The sequence below is a fragment of the Nocardia asteroides genome (assembly GCA_019930625.1).
Lineage (GTDB): Bacteria > Actinomycetota > Actinomycetes > Mycobacteriales > Mycobacteriaceae > Nocardia > Nocardia sputi.
On sequence record CP082844.1, the window covers coordinates 319,147 to 334,865 of the forward strand.

13 protein-coding genes, 2 tRNA genes and 1 pseudogene are annotated in these 15,719 nt (G+C 67.0%); 4 read left to right on the forward strand and 12 right to left on the reverse strand.

Features of this window, described 5'->3' with window-relative positions:
- Positions 1 to 33: 33 nt before the first annotated feature.
- The 7 genes and pseudogenes from K8O92_01460 to K8O92_01490 all read right to left on the reverse strand — a co-directional run bounded on the left by K8O92_01460 (position 34) and on the right by K8O92_01490 (position 7,232).
- Positions 34 to 2,562 (reverse strand): ATP-binding protein, encoded by a 2,529-nt coding sequence (locus K8O92_01460; GenBank protein ID UAK32730.1) that lies wholly within the window; start codon positions 2,560 to 2,562, stop codon positions 34 to 36.
- 149 nt (positions 2,563 to 2,711) lie between these two features.
- Positions 2,712 to 3,104: pseudogene (locus tag K8O92_01465) on the reverse strand (hypothetical protein).
- A complete protein-coding gene (locus tag K8O92_01470) occupies positions 3,101 to 3,361 on the reverse strand; it encodes a hypothetical protein (protein UAK32731.1) in 261 nt (86 codons plus the stop codon). The pseudogene K8O92_01465 and the gene K8O92_01470 overlap by 4 nt, the downstream one beginning before the upstream one ends.
- A 16-nt stretch (positions 3,362 to 3,377) precedes the next feature.
- Entirely contained in the window at positions 3,378 to 4,328 is a 951-nt protein-coding gene (locus K8O92_01475) for a conjugal transfer protein (protein ID UAK35372.1), read from the reverse strand.
- 121 nt (positions 4,329 to 4,449) lie between these two features.
- Positions 4,450 to 5,574, reverse strand: coding sequence for a DUF5593 domain-containing protein (locus K8O92_01480; GenBank protein ID UAK32732.1), 1,125 nt, complete (start codon positions 5,572 to 5,574; stop codon positions 4,450 to 4,452).
- 384 nt (positions 5,575 to 5,958) lie between these two features.
- Positions 5,959 to 6,849 (reverse strand): ROK family protein, encoded by an 891-nt coding sequence (locus K8O92_01485; protein UAK32733.1) that lies wholly within the window; start codon positions 6,847 to 6,849, stop codon positions 5,959 to 5,961.
- Positions 6,850 to 6,899: 50 nt separating this feature from the next.
- On the reverse strand, positions 6,900 to 7,232 hold the full coding sequence (locus K8O92_01490; GenBank protein UAK32734.1) for a hypothetical protein: 333 nt from the start codon (positions 7,230 to 7,232) through the stop codon (positions 6,900 to 6,902).
- Positions 7,233 to 7,620: 388 nt separating this feature from the next.
- Between K8O92_01490 and K8O92_01495 the strand changes: the two genes are divergently transcribed.
- On the forward strand, positions 7,621 to 8,349 hold the full coding sequence (locus K8O92_01495) for a MerR family transcriptional regulator (protein ID UAK32735.1): 729 nt from the start codon (positions 7,621 to 7,623) through the stop codon (positions 8,347 to 8,349).
- 404 nt (positions 8,350 to 8,753) lie between these two features.
- Here the strand turns inward: K8O92_01495 and K8O92_01500 are convergent.
- Together K8O92_01500 and K8O92_01505 are read right to left on the reverse strand one after the other, a co-directional pair.
- Positions 8,754 to 8,830, reverse strand: a tRNA-Pro gene (locus K8O92_01500).
- A gap of 47 nt (positions 8,831 to 8,877) precedes the next feature.
- Positions 8,878 to 8,951, reverse strand: a tRNA-Gly gene (locus K8O92_01505).
- 1,093 nt (positions 8,952 to 10,044) lie between these two features.
- On the opposite strand from K8O92_01505, the gene K8O92_01510 reads away from it, so the two are divergent.
- Complete coding sequence (locus tag K8O92_01510) at positions 10,045 to 10,995, forward strand: GGDEF domain-containing protein (protein ID UAK32736.1); 951 nt, start codon at positions 10,045 to 10,047, stop codon at positions 10,993 to 10,995.
- 22 nt (positions 10,996 to 11,017) lie between these two features.
- Here the strand turns inward: K8O92_01510 and K8O92_01515 are convergent, their stop codons facing one another.
- Positions 11,018 to 11,830 (reverse strand): Fpg/Nei family DNA glycosylase, encoded by an 813-nt coding sequence (locus tag K8O92_01515; GenBank protein UAK32737.1) that lies wholly within the window; start codon positions 11,828 to 11,830, stop codon positions 11,018 to 11,020.
- A gap of 23 nt (positions 11,831 to 11,853) precedes the next feature.
- A complete protein-coding gene (locus tag K8O92_01520) occupies positions 11,854 to 12,327 on the reverse strand; it encodes a ribose-5-phosphate isomerase (GenBank protein UAK32738.1) in 474 nt (157 codons plus the stop codon).
- Positions 12,328 to 12,740: 413 nt separating this feature from the next.
- On the opposite strand from K8O92_01520, the gene K8O92_01525 reads away from it, so the two are divergent.
- Positions 12,741 to 13,604 carry a M48 family metallopeptidase gene (locus K8O92_01525; protein ID UAK35373.1) on the forward strand — a complete coding sequence of 288 codons (864 nt, stop codon included), beginning with the start codon at positions 12,741 to 12,743 and terminating at the stop codon, positions 13,602 to 13,604.
- A 23-nt stretch (positions 13,605 to 13,627) separates the two neighbouring features.
- On the opposite strand, the gene K8O92_01530 is transcribed toward K8O92_01525, so the two are convergent.
- Positions 13,628 to 14,269: a DsbA family protein gene (locus tag K8O92_01530; GenBank protein UAK32739.1), complete on the reverse strand. Its 642-nt coding sequence runs from the start codon at positions 14,267 to 14,269 to the stop codon at positions 13,628 to 13,630.
- A 181-nt stretch (positions 14,270 to 14,450) separates the two neighbouring features.
- Between K8O92_01530 and K8O92_01535 the strand changes: the two genes are divergently transcribed.
- A complete protein-coding gene (locus K8O92_01535) occupies positions 14,451 to 15,683 on the forward strand; it encodes an FAD-dependent oxidoreductase (protein ID UAK32740.1) in 1,233 nt (410 codons plus the stop codon).
- Positions 15,684 to 15,719: the final 36 nt, after the last annotated feature.

A 15,719-nucleotide genomic window follows, 5' to 3' on the forward strand; every position in this document is an offset into this window, starting at 1 on the left:
GGTCTCTTCGAACGCTCGAGGCACGCAACGATCTCATGAACGTACCGACCGCTCCGGTAGCGCCGATCGCATGCCGCTGACGCTGGTGGGGGTGCTGGTGATGGCCGCGGCGCGGTCCGGACGCGCCGGACCGAGAACTTTGCCCCGACCGATGCGGTTGAGTGCGTCACGCATGAACATCTCGCCTCGTCGCTCCTCGGGAATCTGGCGACCGGGTCCGACCGGAGGCGAGGTCTCTTCCCGTAGGATCTGCAACAAGAAGGGAGCTTCGTCCAGGTCGACGCCCAGCCACTCCAAGCTGTTGCGCGCCAGTGTCTCGTCGCGCTGACGGAAGACGAACCGGTTCGGGATGAGGTTGTGCGCCGCGCCCTGGAAGTCGGTGGCCGGGTCGTGCGAAGCGAGCCCGATCGCGGCCAAATGCTTACGGCCGTCGCGACTGAAATCCGACGTAACTGCCGAGCCGACCTGCGTCTGCGTGAAATGGTGCGCTTCGTCGCCGACCAGCAGGCCGAATCTGCCGTTGTCGGAGAGGAATGCCTCCCGCGCCGCGACACCGACCAACTCGTAGAGCGCGGTACCGAGCCGCTTGGTCAACGGCAGCCGGTTGTACAGGTGCGGAGTGGTCAGTTCCTCGGCGGTGGGCAGTTGCAGGTGGTGGCTGCGCACGACGGTCGCGGCGGCGTCGAGGCGCAGCGGTCGCAGCGTGGGGTCGAACAGCACCGGCACCCGCTCCACCACGGTGCTCAGCCGTGCGGCGAGATCGGCGTACTCCTCCCCCCGTTCGGGGTGCTCCCGTAACCGGCGTACGACGTTGAACAGATCGAGCAGGCTCTTGATCTTGTGCTCGGCCATGCCCCTGGCGGACAACAGATTGCTCACCGCTGCGCCCGCGCCCGAGGTCGGTGAAAGATCCAGCAGCGGAAGGATCGAGTCCAGCGCACGCTCACCCGCGATCCGTGGGTTGAACAACCGTAGCGGGTCCAGCGACACCGTGGGATTGGCCAGGTCGATGATGACCGCGTCATCGATCGACCGCGCGAAATGCTCCCATTCGCCGACCTGACTGCGGTCGATAGCGAGGAACTGCCCGCCCATGTCGTGCACGAGCACAGCCATCAGCTTGAGAAAATACGACTTCCCCGAGCCGAGTTCGCCGGTCACCGCGAACGAGGCGGACAGGTCGTGCAGCGCGGCCTCCATGATGCCGAAGTGGATCGGCTCGAAATGCCCCGACAGCAGGTTGACCCCGATCACCGGGCCGCTGTCGTCACCGATCTGACTGGTGGTGAACGGCACGAAAGCGGCCCACATGTCCGAGGGGACGATGTGCGCGAAGTCGTCGAAAGCTCGGCGCGGCGGGCTACCGGGGATCAGCATCGACCAGAGGTCCACTTGCGCGCCGACCGGAGCCGTCATGTCGACCTGGAATCGCTTGTACCGACGCTTGAGGGTGTTGACCGCGTCCATCGTGGCGTCGCGCGAGGGGCCGCCGATGGCGATCACAGTGGTGAACGAGACTTCCGATTCGCCGCCGTTGACTTCGAAATGATGGTTGTACTCACCGAGCATCTGCGCTTTCGAAGCAAGCGTGTTCTGCGCGAACGAGACCTCCTGATCGCGCTGATCCATTTGCTCGCCCAGCCTGCGCAGGTTGAGTTCGTTGTTCTTGAGCACCAGTTCGGCGGGCTTGGTCGAGATCCGCATTCCCCAGTCCACGGTGACGTCCCCGAGACCTTCGAGCACGTTCAAGAACTCACTGCCGCCGGGAAACGTCATGCCCGAGTAGGGGAAGGAGTGGGGCGTCAGCATCGCCTGATAGGACGGGCGGTACTCGAAATCCGGCTGTACCACCTTGATCACAGGGACGAACGACGGCCGGATACGCCGGTTGCTATCGGCTTGGGCCCCCTCGTCGAGCGCGGCGGAGCGGAACACCGCGGCCGTCGCGTCGTCCAGCGCGCCCGCACGGGTGGGCGCCACCGGATCTCCGGCCGCGCCGCGGGAAAGATAATGCTCCCACAACCATTGGAACAACGCCGCGGGTACCGGGACCGGATCGAAGTCTCCGCCGATCCTGGACAGGATCTGGTTCGCCTTCTCGTCGTACTCATCCAGGTCGGCACGGGAGATCGCTGTCGCATCGATGGTGGTGGTGCTGCCACGCCACAGGCGCGACAACGCGGACATGCTGGAGTTGCTGGTCCCTACCGGGATCGAGAGCAGGAAGACGCGGGTCTGCGGCATGATCGCATGCACGCGCTCATAGGAGGCCACCACCTCGTCGGCGTAGTCCTCGCACTCGTCCAGGTCGACGCCCTCCACCATTTTGGTGAGCACGTCGATCGTGTTCAGCCGCGCCTGGATGCCCAAAAGCAGCGACCCACTGGGCAAGTTCGTGATCAGCGAGTGGTGCGCCATCTTCACGTCATATTTGTCGCTCGCCTTGCGCAATCCGTAGCCGAGCGGATTGATGAAGTAAGTGGCGGTGACCAGGCCGGAATGGGTGAACTGGAGATTGCCGCGGATCGCGGCCGTGGGCTGTAGATCTCGTCCGAGTGCCATCAGGGGCTTCCTCCGGGGGCTGGATCGCTGCCGTTGCCGTCGTTTCCATTCAGTCGCCGCCACAAGTCGGTCGCCTTGCCGCCCCCGCTCATCACCTCGAGCAGCCGGATACCGGATTTCGGCTCCGGGGTCTCCACCGCGTCGACGCGGTCGGGCAGCAAGAGAACCACCGTCTCCTCGATGAACATGGTGTGGCGGGCCGAGTCACCGGTGATCGGCATGCCGGAGGCCGATACGGGCTTGCGGTAGACGACGAGCCTGCCCAGCCATAGAGCACGGGAGGTCATCCGAACCCCGGTGTACGGCACGAGTCCGAGGACGAAGACCGCCAGTATGGTCATCGCCAGACCCGCGATGAAGGTGACGGCGGGATTGACCGGGAAGGCCATCGCGCACACCGAGGTCACCGACATCATCACCACGGCGGCGGCGACCTGGGGCAGGGTGTAGGGGCCGAACGGGAGTTTCTGCCCGTTCTGCGCCTTGCCGATCATCGTGGGCACACGTTTGATCGGCGTGAACACCTTGATCACTTGGGTCATCGATACCCGCCGATAGGGTGATCGGGGACGATGAGGTTGGCGTCCGTTCGCGCGTAGTTGATGGTCGTGGGCAGAATCCAGATCACCACCCCGGCCATCAACCCCGAGCCGAAGACGACGATGATCCGCGCCGGCGACAGCCTGGATTTCGCTGCCTCGGAGATCACCACGCCGATCGTGACGATGGCGATGATGATCATCCCGCCCCACCGGACAAAGATAAGGATGCCATAGAGGATGTTGCTGAGATTACCCATCGGGCTGCCTCTCGGATCAGTTCTGCGTCGCCGGCGGAATAGTCACCGACGGCGAGGAAGACGAGGTCGAAGTGGGCGGCGCTCCGCCGCGGGAATCCTGGCCGACTACCACCGCCAGCGGACTCGACAATGCGGGAATCGGATCTATCGACACCACCTGCCACTGGCCCCCGTTGCGGATCATGGTGAGCGGGTAGGCCAGTGTCGCGGCGGCGCCGGTGTCGGCTTTGGGGTTGACGGTGGCCAGCACTTGGGCCTTCGCGCCACCGGAGCCGCAGCTCGAATCATCCGTGGTGAGCGAGGTCAGCTCGACGGCGGTGTAGGGAGCGGGCTTGAGCGCGGCCAGCCCGGCATCCGGTGTGGTGTATCGCGCCACGTCGCCGCTGCCTGCCAGCATGGCGCTCAGGAAACCTGCGGCGACCTGACCGAGCGGTGTGTCCGGTGCGCAGGGCGAGCCGTAGGCAAGTTTGAGGTCGACGCCCTTCGCGGGAGGCTGCACCACCGCGGGCATCGACAGCGCACGAAGCCGCCCATCCGATACCGACACCGCGACGCGGTAGAACTGCCGATGATCCGGCGCGGTGGCGGCGCCGGCTTTGCCGACTCGCACCGAGACCGTCACCGACCAGACATCGACCGCGCCGGTCGACATCACGCGCGACACATAGGCGACCGACGGGTCGGACACTTGACGCGCGGACGAAGGCAAGGTGATCTGCTGGTTGGAGCCCACGAATTCGCCGATCCGATCCTGTTGCCCCGCAACGGCGGTCAGATAGGTGACGACGAACTGCTCGGCGAAAGAGCCCGCCAATTGGGCACGCCCGACAATTGCCGTCGTCGAAGCGTCCGACGGCGGAGGCGGGGGGGTGTCGAAGACGCTGAGAACAGCGTGGCCGCCGCCGAGCACGGCGAGTACCGCCAGTACGGCGACCACAATGTTGTCGCGACGGCGGCGTGCGGCCATCCGGCGAAGCAGTGCCTCACCAGAATCTGCCGGACTACGAACCACTGTCCTCACTCTCGAAATGGTAGAGAGCACAGTCGTTCTTAACCGGCCGGTAGTTCCCAGCGATGGGAATCAAACGTCAGCAGGCGGGGTTGCTTTTCATCCTCCCCGCGAGCCAATGCCGCAATTGTTCGTCATAGCCGATCGGCGCGCTGCGCTGCCGTGACTCCAGTACCTGGCGATGGGTTTCCAGCAGCGGGACGTCATCGGCGGCGCGAACCAGCTGCGCGATAGCCAGCTGTCTGCTCGAGTACCCGGGATAGGGGTAGAGCAGTAGCGATGTGGGCGTGTAACCACCGCCGTAGTTGAGCACCCGCAGCGTCACGCCCGCGCTGTCACCGGATCGCAGCCGCTCGCCGAGTTCCGCGAGCCGGGGACGGTCGTCGGGATGGAACACGTCGACCGGCCGGAAGAGATAATCCCAACGAACCCACGGTGCGGGATCGGTGAGCCAGTGCGAGATGCTGGTGCGCTCGAGTTGCACCACGGCCAGGTGCGTTCCCGCCCGGCGATGCGCCTCGCGCAACCCGATTCGCTCCAAGGTCGGCCACGCCGGCGGTGCGTTCTCCGAGGTGACATCCTCGATCAACCACCAGGCGCCGCGGGTGCGCTCGTCGTCACGGGCGCGAATCGTGATCCGCCACTGCGCCGGGCGGCCGAACCCGTGCACCACGGTGGTGTCGAACTGCATCCGGTCACCCGGCTTGGGGTCGTAGAGGAGATCGAGAACCTCCGCATGCCGATCGAAGCTCGACACCCGGTGGAACAGTTCCGCGATCGACAGCCTCGGGACGTACTGTTCCGCGGCGCTGCCGGACAGCCGCGTGATACCGCTCGGTTGCTGGATTGTCTGACTACTCAAGTCCCAGATGGCGCCCACCGCCGGGCGCAAGGTGGGCACCCGTTCGGACGCCGGGCCGAGCCACAGCCGCACAGCGTGCACGTCACCGGCCGGTCCGAAGATCGGACGGATGAGCAGTTGGTGCTTGCCAGCGCGCGTTTGAATGACCAGGTCGACATCCTTGGCTTGATCATGCGCGGTGTGAATCGCCTCCGTCAATCCCGCAGTCGTTAGCTTGTCGTACAGGACGGGCGCTTTCGACAGCGTTCGCTGCAATACCCGCTGCCAGCTGGCGAACTCACGCGGCGCATCCCCCACCGACGCCACGGACATGCCGTCCGGCGCCAACGTCTCGATAGTCACCCATGGAATCACTGCGCCACTTCGCTTCGCACTTGCCCGTACCCAGCCGTTCCTCCGGATCCGCTCCAACCCGGATGAGACAACATGTGACGCTAGGCAATGTACCGTTGTTCAGCGGCTCAATCAACTCCTAAGGAACACGCCGCGTTGCTATGAAGTGTGCAGCACGTTCATCGAACACCATGGGGATGTTCATTTTGTTCACGTTAAGTTCAGTGCCGACCTGGCCGAGACCGGCACGCGACCTGACGGCACACCGAGCGCAAACCTGCGGCAGTGACCCGAACAGCGGCTGAAAACGAGGTAGATGGCATTCACGTAGCTAATCCTGCAGCTAGCTATATCCCTCTCTCGCGGCGGGATACCCCGGAAGTACGAACGGCGTCACGCTCCGATGTTTGCCGCCAACACGCCGGCGCCCGCGAGCACTGCGATATCGCCGAGTTCGGAAGGAATGACTCGCAACCCCGGCAGATAGCTCAGTCTGGCGTGCGTGGCGACCGCCTCGCCCAGCGGTTTCCACAGGGCGGGACCGCCTTCGGCCATCGAGCCGCCGATGACGACGAGGTCCATGTCGAGCAGCGCTGCTACCGATGCGACAGCTCGGCCGAGCGCCGTACCCGCTCGGCCGAGCGCAGCGGCGGGAATGGCGTCACCAGCACGGCCGGCCTCTACGAGGTCGGATACCGAGGTGCCGGTCCATCCCTGCTCCCGAGCCCAGCGCACCGCCGACGCCCCACTGGAAACGGCCTCCAGGCAGCCGCGCCCGCCGCATACGCAGCGTTCGTCGAAACCGGGAACGAGAACATGGCCGACATGTCCCGCGTTGCCGGTCCGCCCGACCACCGTGAATCCGCCGACGACGACTCCGCCACTGATGCGGTCGGACACGGTGATCACCATGGCGTCCATCACCGTGTTCAGGACGCCGAGGCTCCGCTCGGCCAGCGCCAGGCAGACTCCGTCCAGCGCCAGCTGAATTTTTGCGGTTGGAAACAACTTTCGCGCAGCGTCCACGATCGCGAAACCCGCACGCCACTCGGGCACGTCCGCGGGTGCGACAACACCCGCCGCCATATCGATCGGTCCCGCCGAGGCGATGCCGAGGGCAGTGACCTCGCCCCCACCCGCGGCTTCGAGCAGGATGTCCCGGCAACGGTCCCACGCGCCGGAGCTGGGGATCGGGATCCTCCGGATCTCATCCTTCTCGACGTCGTCGGCGACTCGGCACGCCGCGAACGTGGAGGACCCGATCTCCAGGGCCAGCAGTGTCATGACTTACGCACCGTTCGAGGGACTAGGCGGCAAAGGTTCACGCAGCATAGTCACAGACCGTCGGTACCGGTCGGCTTCAGGGGTTGCCCGAGCACGATGTGCCTGCGGGGCGCGGGAAGCGTGGACACGGTGCGCAGCGGACGTGAGCCGTTGCGGATGATGCGCATCGGGCGCTTGTGGTCGATCGGAGCGGCGCGGTGCCGGTCGAGATTCTCGATGACGCTGCCCGAGTTGTCGTAGGCGACGCCCGCCCAGATCATCGCGCGGGGACCGTCACCGCGGGTGGTGAGCGTCTGTGCCAACTGACGGCACTGCACGAGCAGGGGGCAACTCTGACAGGTGCGCACCGCCGCTCGCCAGGCATCCGGATTCCCGGTGTCCATGTCCCAGTTGTCAGGGACGTCTGCGCACGGGGGTCGCTGGTTCGACTTTGCCGGAATCGACGAGATATTTGCTGGCGCAATGGATCTCGTGTCCATCGGAAGGGTTCGCGTAATGCTCATAGCCATCTCCGGGGATGCCTTGCACACACCTGTGGCAGGTGCGTGGCCCATGAATCGGACGGTCATCAGGGCTGCTCAACAGTCCCCGGTAGCCAGCCGCGATAAGCTGGTCTACGCCACGGTAGCCCACTGTTGCCCAGCACACAAGATCTTGTACCGCTGTGTAACGGCTCGTTGACCTCCGAGCAACACCTGGCTACCGTCTTTAACGGCACGTTATGAAACGGACCATTTTCCAGGCGGGCCCGACTATGGTTTCCTTTTAAACATGGCTGCAGACTCTGAATTCACGATCGACGAACTGGCGCGGGCAGCCGAGACCACCGTGCGCAGCGTCCGCGTGTACCACGAGCGAGGTCTCCTGCCCTCGCCGGAGGTGCGCGGGCGGATCGGGTATTACGGGTCCGACCACCTCAACCGGCTGCAAACGATCAGCCGCCTGCTGGGGCGGGGCATGAAGCTCAACGGCATCAGGGAGTTGCTGGAGGCCTGGGATCGCGGCGACGGGCTCGCCGACGTACTCGGCGTGAAGAACGCGAACGCGAACGCGGCCGAAGCGGACCCGGATGCCACCACCGAGCCACAGGACAGCTACGCCGAGCTGCCCGACTACGCCAAGCAGGCGCTGGCCTCCAGCGAGGATCCGCTCGAGGCCTACCGCGTGACGAACCCGCGCTGCTGCGATCTTGCCACCCGGCTCACCGACACCGGGCTGCCGATGCAGGACACGTTCCAGTTGGTCGAGCGTCTGCGCGCCGATTGCGATCGCATCGCCGACCGCTTCGCCACCGAGTTGTTCTTCCGGCTGGCCGGGCAGACCTACGAGGAGTCCGGCCGGACTCCCCGGGATCGCACCAAGCTGGAGACCGACCTGGCGATCGCTCGCTTGATCGTCACCCGCGCCGCTTCCGAGCTCATCGATCAGGCTTTCGCCCGGCACTCCGAGCTGCCGCCGCCCTCGGTGGCCTCCAGCCCGCAGGCCCAAGTCGAGCAGTGACGCCGCGGCCACGAACTTCGGATACCTTCGACCGTTCTCGTATTTCCCTACCGCCCTGTCGAATACTTACGTAGACAATCCTGTTCACGTCATTCCGGCAGCGCGGCGAGGAATGTGCGGTAGCCCGGCTCGGTTCGTCGAACACAACGCGCCCGGCGAATGGCCGAACCCACCTACGCATGGCCTGTGCCGAAGAGTTGCCATGAGATGCCCAGCGGCAGGCCCCACAGGCTCAGCCGGAGGCGACACCGCCGCGTCGACTCCGTGCACCCCGTTCCGCCTTCCCGCCCGCGAAACGCGCTGGCACACCTACGCCTACCGCTCCGAGCATCGAAGAGGCCGAAGCGTTCGGCACTACTGACGACGCCGGACGAAAGCCGAGCGCGAACCCCACCCCCGAACGATGGTCGGGGTGACAGGATTTGAACCTGCGACCCTCCGCTCCCAAAGCGGATGCGCTACCAAGCTGCGCTACACCCCGTGGCCCTCGCGGCGGCGGGGCGGCCGCCGACGAGGATGAATGCTCCGTGGAGCGGGTGACGGGAATCGAACCCGCACCATCAGCTTGGAAGGCTGAGGTTCTACCATTGAACTACACCCGCAGGCATACGACACCGATGGGATCGCCACGATGTCGTGTGCGATCCGACTGTACCGAACCCGGCTTGCGAAACGCCAATCAGGCCCCCGCGCAGCGAGATCTCGCAGGTTGCCCGTCGGAGCGCTCCGCGGTTGCCACACCCAGTGTGGCACGGCTCGCCCGACCGGACGCGGCGGCACGCTGGGGAAAAATTTTAGAGGTTATTTTTCATTGAAACTCTGGCGTGTCGGATTGCGGTGGGCGAAACTCGAGTGACACGCTGGCCCCGGCCGGGGAAACGTGGCTCACCCGCCACCTGTTCACGCCAGGAACTTCGCTCGAGGGAATTCCGATGAGGACCGCACGACTCGCCGTCACTGCCGACACGCTCGGCGTGCCGGGGAGCCACGGCCACGACACCGGGAGCCAACCGGTGCGATGCGCGCCGAGAACGAGTCCACCCCTCGAATCGTCGGCTCACGACACGGCAACCCCGGCTCCGGCCGCGACGCCGCCGCGACCGGCCGGCGCGCACACTCCCCGGCCGTACACCACGCGGTCGACCGATGCGAGCTGCGGCGTCTCGGCTCGCCCCAGCGCACGCTGCCACCCGAGCCCCACGGCAGGGAAGACCGCGAGTAGACGACCATCTACCCTGGAACGCCCAGGACATCGGCTCGGAACTCCGAACGGAAGACGAGGACGTCGCGTGCGAGAACAGATTCTCGTGACACCGGCGCCACGGGGCCTGCCCGGACCACCCCCGTGGCGCGCGCATCACTGTCCGCACACCTCCTACAGCGTGTCGTCAGCGCGTCGCGGCGCGATTTTGCAGCGAACGACAATCGGGTGTAACACCTACGCGACGGGAACGAACACGTACCCGATCGCTTTTCGCGAGGCATCGAGAACACGTTGCAAATCATCGCTTTTCGATGCCGAGTGGCTTGCTAGGATCCTTTTTGCCGGACGGGGGTATCTGGAAAGGGGGCGGTGAGCGTGCGCCGAACCAGGTGGACACAACCGCGTAGCAGTGGGAACGATCAGGGTGACGCCGGCGCCTGTGTGAGTACAGCGCATCTGGGTACCGACGTCGCTCACACCGGGTGAGTCCGATGTCGACCGGCATCGAGCCCCCGGTAGCCACCATGGCCCGCGCCTGGGCACGGGCGGTCTGCGCCGAGCCCGGGTCGGGCGCGGCGCCCCATCAGCTGGAACCGGTCCTGATCGAGATCGTCCAGCGCCTGCTCACCCTCGCCGCGTCCGAGCCGTTCCCCGTGCTCGAAGCGCGAATGCTCGGCGCCCGGCTCGCCGAGGCTCCCTTCGACCGGATCCGGATGCTGGCGCAGGCCACGCGCTGGCTGCTCGGTTTTCCGTCCGGCCCGCCCGGCTCCCTGGTGGCCACGCGCTGGCCGTTCATCGCCAGTCAGGCCATCGACAGTTACGCCCAGGCACTGCAGGAGCGAGCCCTCGCGCAGCAAGAACAGAACCTGTCGGCGAAGGTGTCGCTGCGGGTGCAGGAGATCGCCGCGTTGCAGCACCGGCTGCGCCACGAGGCCACTCATGACGCGCTCACCGACCTGGCCAACCGGACGCTGCTGCAGGACAAGGTGCGCATGATGGCCACCGACCCGACCCGCGGCGTCGGACTGCTGCTGATCGACCTGGACCGGTTCAAGCAGATCAACGACGGATACGGGCACGCGATCGGTGACGAGGTGCTGGTCGAACTGGCGGTCAGGCTGCGCGAAGCCTGCCCGCCGGACACGGTGATCTGCCGGTACGGCGGCGACGAGTTCGTGCTCGCGACCAATCCGCACCGCAACAACCTCGGTGACCTCGCACACCGGATCGTGGCCGCACTGCGCGACCCGGTCTGGTCCTCGGCGGGGCCGGTTCCGGTGTCGGCCAGCGTCGGCACCGCCTACAACCCGCCGGGCAGCCCGTTCGATTTCACCGATCTGCTCCGCCGCGCCGACCGCGCGATGTATTCCGCGAAGACGGCCGGTGGTCGCCGCTTCGCCCTCGCGGACGAGCCGGACATCGACACCGCTGTCGCGGGCTGACAGGCACGGCGATCCGGCGAGCTCACCCGGGTTGACAGGTGGGGCACCAGAAGAGATTCCGGGCCTGCATCACCTGATGGGCGATCGGCGTTCCGCACAGCCTGCAGGGCTCGCCTTGACGGCGGTAGACATAGGTGCGCGGACGGTCCGGGGCGTAGGAAGGCTCGCCGTGATCGTGTTCGGGGCGCACCACGACCATCTTTCCGACGCGTACCCCCACCCGCATCAGCGCGACGAGATCGGTCCACATCTGCGCCCATTCGCCCGCGGACAGATCCGCGCCGGGGCGATGCGGCGAAATCCCATGGCGGAACAACAGTTCCGCGCGGTAGACGTTCCCGACCCCGGCGACCACCTGCTGGTCCATCAGGAGCGCGCCGATCGGTCTGCGGGAGCGATGGATGCGCTGCCATGCCCGGTCGGTATCGGCGCCGCGCCGCAGGGGATCCGGGCCGAGCCGGGCGGTGAGCGCGGCGACCTCCGGCGGGAGCAGGATCTCGCACGCGGTGGGCCCGCGCAGGTCGGCGCCGAAACCCGGCTGGCCGTCCGGTTCCCCGAACATGCGCATCCGAACCTGCCCGACCGGCTCCCCCATCGGCAGCCCGGATTCGGTGAACGTGCCGTAGAGGCCGAGATGCACGTGCACGACCAGTCCCGACTCGTAGTGGTGCAGCAAGTGTTTGCCCCACGCCTCGGACCTGGTCAGCACCTGGCCGTCCACCCGGGCCGCGCCCGCGGCGAACTTGCCCTGCGGGCTCGATACGCGCACCACACCGCCCGCGAGGCGACGCTGATGCAGCCGCGCGAGGCGGTGCAGCGTATGTCCTTCCGGCACAGCCGGTTACGACCCCGGTCGGCTCAGTACGCGGGGACTTCCGGGGCGACGCCGGTCTTCTCGTACTCGGCGAGGATGTCGATGCGACGCTGGTGGCGCTCCTCGTCCGACCACGCGGTGGTCACGAACGCGTCCACGATGGCCAGCGCCTCCTCGGTGGAGTGCATCCGGCCGCCGATGCCGATCAGCTGCGCGTTGTTGTGCTCGCGGGCCAGCTTGGCGGTCTCGACGCTCCAGGCCAGCGCGCAGCGGGCGCCGGGCACCTTGTTCGCGGCGATCTGCTCGCCGTTGCCGCTGCCGCCGAACACCAGGCCGAGGCTGCCCGGGTCGGCGACGGTGCGGCGGGCCGCCTCGATGCAGAACGCGGGGTAGTCGTCGAGAGCGTCGTATTCGAGCGCGCCGCAGTCGACGACCTCGTGGCCCGCCTGCTCCAAGTGGGCTTTGACGTGATTCTTCAGTTCGAAACCGGCATGGTCGGCACCCAGGTAAACGCGCATGGCAGGCATTGTGTCAGGCGGCCGGGAGGGGACGGCCAAGAGGGCATCCCCGGCGATTGACACTGCGGTCTGCCTGCGCGAATCGGCTGATACGCCAGTTGTGTTCGCGCCATGGGCCCGGCGACACGGCGACGCACCGACCCCGTTCCCGGCAACTGAATAGAGTTCATCCCATGCAGCCGTTCGAACCCCAGCCACCCGACCAGGCGGGCCCACAGACCGATCCGTATGCCCCGCACGGTGGGTGGGCCCCGGCTCCGCAGACACCTGCCGCGCCCTACGGCCAGCCGTACACCTCGGGCTCGTATCCGGCCGCACCCTCGTCTCCGGCTCCGTACGGCTCCCACCCCGGCGCCCCGGTGCCGCCCGCGATGCCGCCGCAGCGGCAGCCGCGGGGGCTGTCACCGTTCGGCATGCCCGCCCGGCACAGCTGGGAGATCCCCATGCTCGTCATCGTGGTGGTGCTCACGGTGTTCGCGTATGTGATCGCGCTGGTGCTGTTGGCCACCGGCAACTTCGACCAGTACGTCGTGGCCTTCGCGGCCGCCCCGCTGCTGCTGTGGTTCGGCCGCGGCGTCAATTACGCCAGTCAGCGGGTGAACGGCGTGAAGATGTCGCCGACCCAGTTCCCCGAGGGCTACCAGTTGGTGGTGGACGCCGCCGCTCGCTTCGGCATGGCGAAGGTGCCGGACGCGTACGTGGTGCTCGGCAACGGCCAGATCAACGCGTTCGCCAGCGGACACGGCTTCCGGCGCTATGTGGTGGTCTACAGCGACCTGTTCGAGATCGGCGGCGCCGCCCGCGAACCCGACGCGTTGGCCTTCATCATCGGCCACGAGGTGGGCCACATCGCGGCCGGGCACACCTCGTATTGGCGGCAACTGGGCATGTTCCTGGTGCCGTTCCTGCCGATCATCGGCAGCAGCCTGATCCGCGCGCAGGAGTACACCGCCGACAACCACGGCTACTGCAACCGGCACACCGGAGCGCCCGCCGCCATGGGCACCCTCGCCGCGGGCAAGTACATGAATCGGCTGGTCGGCTTCGACGAGATGGCCGATCGGGCAGCTCTCGAGAAGGGCTTCTTCGTCTGGATGGTGAACGCCCTGTCCAGCCACCCGGTACTCACCTGGCGGATGTGGGCGCTGCGCGATCGCAGCAGGCACGGAAAAATGTTCCTGCGCCCGGAACCACCCGCGGGCGCAGGCGCGCCCGCGGGTGGTTATCCCACTTCCTACGGTCAGGCGCCGGCGAGCCCGCCGAAGTCCGTGCTCTGACTGGGGCGGTCGCCGTCCGGCGCTCAGTCGAACGACGGGTCTTCGGTCCGCGTGCGCTTCAGCTCGAAGAAGTGCGGATAAGAGGCCAGCGCCACCGCGCCGTCCCAGACCTTGCCCGCCTCCTCGCCACGCGGAATCCGGGACAGGACCGGACCGAAGAACGCGGTGCCGTTGATGTGGATGGTCGGGGTGCCCACGTCCGGGCCCACCTTGTCCATGCCCGCGTGGTGACTCTCGCGCAGCGCCTCGTCGTAGTCGGCGCTCTCCGCGGCCGCGGCCAGTTCGGCGGGCAGGCCTACCTCCGCCAGCGAGTCGGCGATCACCGCGGCGAGGGACTCCTTGCTGCTGTCGCGTTCGTACTCGGCGCGCCGGTTGTGGATGCGGGTGCCCATCGCGGTGTACAAGGGCAACAGCACCTTGTCGCCGTGCTCCCGCGCCGCCGCGATCGCGACGCGGACCGGTCCCCAGCCCGTGTCGAGCAGTTCCTGGTACTGCTCGGGCACGTCCTTGCCCTCGTTCAGCACCGCCAGGCTCATCACGTGGAAGCGGGCTTCGATGTCGCGCACCTGCTGAACCTCGAGGATCCAGCGGGACGTGATCCAGCACCAGGGGCACAACGGGTCGAACCAGAAATCGGCGACGTCCTTGGCGGCTTTCTCGGTCACAAGCGGCTTCCTCTCGATCGCACGCGGACGGACGGCGCGCACACGCTCGCCGCCCTACCGAGCAACCACGGCGGCCGGCGATTCGTTCCCACCCGGCGCGCCGTTTTCCCGAGCCGCCGCCACGGCTGCCAGTAGGGTTGGGCGGCAGGAGCCTGGTTCCCTTCGGAGTAAGGAGTCCGCTATGAGTTCTGACCAGCGTTTCGTCATCGTCGGCGGCGGACTGGGCGCGGCCAAGATCGCGGAAACGTTGCGAGCCAAGGACTTCCCCGGCAGCGTGACGCTGATCAGCGCCGAGGAGCACTTGCCCTACGACCGGCCGCCGCTGTCGAAGGACCACCTCGCGGGCAAGAAGTCGTTCACCGAATTCCTCGTCGCTCCCCCGCAGTGGTACCGCGACCACCACGTCGAAGTCCGCCTCGGCACCACCGTCACCGGCCTCGACCCCGCGGCGAAGACGATCACCCTGCCCGACGGCTCCACACTGCCCTACGACAAGCTGGCGCTCGCCACCGGTTCGACGCCGCGCACACTGTCCGTTCCCGGCGCCGACGCGCCGAACGTGTACACGCTGCGGACCATCGAGGACTCCGACACGTTGATCGAGTTGTTCGGCAGCGCGCGCCGGATCGTCGTCATCGGAGCGGGCTGGATCGGCTTGGAGGTCACCGCGGCGGCTCGGGCGGCGGGCGTCGAGGTCACCATCGTCGAACGCGCCGACTTGCCACTGCGGGCGGTGCTCGGCCCGGAGATGGGCCGGGTGTTCGCCGACCTGCACCGGGCCAACGGTGTCGACTTCCGGTTCGAGGCCCAGGTCGAGGCGATCACCACCGAAGATGCCATCGCGACCGAGGTGGCCAACGGTGTCCGGCTCGCCGACGGCAGCACGATCGAAGCCGACGCGGTGCTGGTCGCCGTCGGCGCGCGGCCGAACGTCGATCTGGCCGCCGATGCCGGGCTCGCCGTGGAAGACGGCGTGCTCGTCGACGAGCGCCTTATCACCAGCGATCCGGACATCGTCGCGGTCGGCGACATCGCCGCGCACCAGCACCCGGTCCTCGGCAGGCGCATCCGGGTGGAGCACTGGGCGAACGCGCTCAATCAACCAGCGGTCGCGGCCGCGACCATGCTCGGTGAGCAGGCCGCTTACGACCGGCTGCCCTACTTCTTCACCGACCAGTACGACCTGGGCATGGAGTACACCGGCTTCACCACGCCGGGCGACTACGCCAGGGTCGTCGTGCGCGGCGACACGGCGGCTCGCGAATTCGTGGCGTTCTGGCTGGACTCGGACAACCGCGTGCGCGCCGGGATGAACGTCAACGTCTGGGACGTGACCGACCGGATCAAGGAATTGATCCTCGCGGGCGAACCGGTCGACCCGGATCAGTTGGCCGACACCACGACGCAACTGTGATGTGGATCACCGGAAAGACATGTCGGATCCACGCGC